At 66.9% G+C, this 2,393-nt stretch carries 3 protein-coding genes; 1 reads left to right on the top strand and 2 read right to left on the bottom strand.

Going from position 1 to position 2,393, the window contains the following annotated elements; translation table 11 throughout:
• The first annotated feature begins 349 nt into the window (after positions 1–349).
• Positions 350–1,609: a site-specific integrase gene (locus tag VM221_07105; protein ID HUT74586.1), complete on the top strand. Its 1,260-nt coding sequence runs from the start codon at positions 350–352 to the stop codon at positions 1,607–1,609.
• 13 nt (positions 1,610–1,622) lie between these two features.
• Here VM221_07105 and VM221_07100 read toward each other — a convergent pair whose 3' ends face one another.
• Entirely contained in the window at positions 1,623–1,928 is a 306-nt protein-coding gene (locus VM221_07100) for a hypothetical protein (GenBank protein HUT74585.1), read from the bottom strand.
• 11 nt (positions 1,929–1,939) lie between these two features.
• Positions 1,940–2,393, bottom strand: a 454-nt coding sequence (locus tag VM221_07095; GenBank protein HUT74584.1) for a S24 family peptidase, incomplete at its 5' end; no start/stop codon positions are given.

Genomic DNA, 2,393 nt, shown 5'->3' with positions numbered 1-2,393 from the left:
GGTATTGGTGTGGATTTGTGTGAAAATGGGGCGTCGAGGGGCATTCACAGCCGGGGCATCATGTGACACCGCATGTGACACGTGCTCAGAATCGGCCATGATGATGGGACGGGAGGGCACGGGCGGGGACCGGATAAGCGGAGTGAGCACAAGTGGTTGCGACAGTAACCCGTGATCTGCTCACGAGTTACAGAAACCGGCGGGACTGTCTGGGGGTCAAGAGGTCGCGAGTTCAAATCTCGCCGCCCCGACCAGCTATCTTCTTTGTGGCGTTGAAGTTACAGAAAGGGGCTTGACAGGCGGGCCTTTCCATGTGACACTTCATGTGACAACTCACAGGAGATAGCCCATGGGCAAGGCTCACTCCGCACGCCCCGGCACAGTGCATCGCCGCGGTCCGAACGATCGCTTCTACTGGCGCGTCACCCTTCCGGGCGAAACCCGCCGCAAGGAAATCCCCCTTCGACCCGCCGGTCATCAGCACGCCACGACGGACGCGAAGATCGCCGAGCAAATCGCCGATGCCCTGTGGCGCGATGCCGCCCTGGGTGATGCCCCCGCGCACTTCACCGGCAGTGTCGCCTCCCTCACATCGCTGTACATGCAGTGGGCCCGAGACCGCTACCGCCATGCCAACGGGGCCCCGACCAGCCAGGTCAGCCTGTGCCGAAGCGCTCTTGCTTACCTGGTGCGGGGCATCGGGACGCTCCCTGCCGAGGACATGAACGCTTCGCTGCTGGAGGGGGTGCGTCGTAGCATGGTCGACGCTGACCTTGCCCGTCGCACGGTCAACACCTACACGAAGGTCATCAAGCACGCCTTCAAGTGGGGCGCGCAGCAGGGCCTGCTCAGCCCGCACGTCTACGGGGGGTTGATCATCGTTGATGGCATGCGCGCCGGGGAGGCGGGGGTCCGGGAGACGCCGCCAGTCACGACGGTCGCCCGCGAGCATGTCCAGGCGGCCATCGACCATGCGCCCTCGATCCTGGCGGACATGATCCGGCTGCACGCGCTCACGGGCATGCGTCCGGGCGAACTGGTGACCATGCGACCGGCGGATGTCGACCGTGTGGGTGTGGAGGTCCGTGTGTCGCCTGAGCCCGATGCGCGCGTGTGGCTGTACCGCCCGCGCCACCATAAGACCAAGCACCGGGGGAAGGAGCGCACCATTGTGCTCGGCCCGCAGGCGCAGGCGATCCTGGCCCCCTACCTGCTGCGCGATCCCGAGACGCCCTGCTTCAGCCCCGCCGAGGTCGTGCGCGAGCGGGGAACGCGGGTGCGGCGCTACGCATCCGCACGAGCACCGGGAGATGCCTACACCACGCAGACCTACGCCCGTGCCGTGCGATGGGCCCTGCTGGCAGCGCGGCGTGCGCTGGTCAGCCGCCTGGCAGAGGGGATGGGGATTGGCCTCGCACGCGAGCGGGCGAAGGTCGCCATTCCCCTGTGGGCTCCCAACCGTCTGCGGCACAACGTCGCCACGGCCGCGGCGCGCACCAGTCTCGATGTGTCGAGCGCCCTGCTCGGGCACACGAGCCTGAACACGACCCTCATCTACGCCGAGCGCGACATGCACAAGGCCGCCGCCTGGGCAGCGAAACACGGCTGAGACTTGCCCCTGCTTACGCCTTCCCGCCCCTCAGCCGCCCCAGAAGCCCCCGGTGAGGCTTGCGAACAGCGGCGGCGATTGCCGCGCCCTTCACTGGCCCCTCCTGCGGCGTCGCTCCCCTGTTCATCTTCCTGATCTCGTCCCGCACCTCGCCGATGGCCTGCACGCCCACGGCCCCAACCAGGATGATGGTCGATCCCAGCACGACCATGACGGCAGTGATGACGCCCAGCATGTTCCCGCTATCGCCCGCGCATCCGATGAGTCCCAGGCAGCCGAAGATGATCCCCAATACGGCCAAGAACTGGAAGATGACCATTGCCGGCCTCCTTACTCGAAGTTGGCCCATGCCCATGCTACCGCACCCACGATGGGGCTGTCCACTTCCGCGAAGCGCACCTCGATGTCCTTGAAGTCCGGGTTGTGGCTTGCCAGCGTCAGTGACTCCCGCCGAAGCGCACTCAGGCGCTTCACCACCACCGTCTCCTCCTCGTCCGTCCGCGCGCAGACCAGCCGGCCAACAAGTCGCCGCGGGTCTGTGCACGTGAGGTCCACGCCGACGATGCTCCCGTCGGGCAGATGCGGCATCATCGAATCGCCAGCCAAGCGCACCGCGCGCTGCCGCTTCGGGTCCGGGCACGCGTGCTCGTGGACTACAACGTAGCCCTGCACCTCGTCCTCGTCCACGACGAGCCCCGATCCCGCCGCCGCCCGTCCGGCCAGGAAAGGGACAGCCCGGAAGCGATGGGCGCCCTCGGTCTGCTCGAAGGCGTCCAGGTCATCG

Source organism: Armatimonadota bacterium (assembly GCA_035527535.1).
Lineage (GTDB): Bacteria > Armatimonadota > Hebobacteria.
The sequence above is the reverse complement of the archived record's forward strand: the minus strand, read 5'-3'. Positions and strand labels throughout refer to the sequence as shown.

Bases quoted from the DNA above. Each gene is read 5' to 3' on its own strand.
- VM221_07100 (HUT74585.1), bottom strand. From the start codon at position 1,928: ATGGTCATCTTCCAGTTCTTGGCCGTATTGGGGATCATCTTCGGCTGC.
- VM221_07105 (HUT74586.1), top strand. From the start codon at position 350: ATGGGCAAGGCTCACTCCGCACGCCCCGGCACAGTGCATCGCCGCGGT.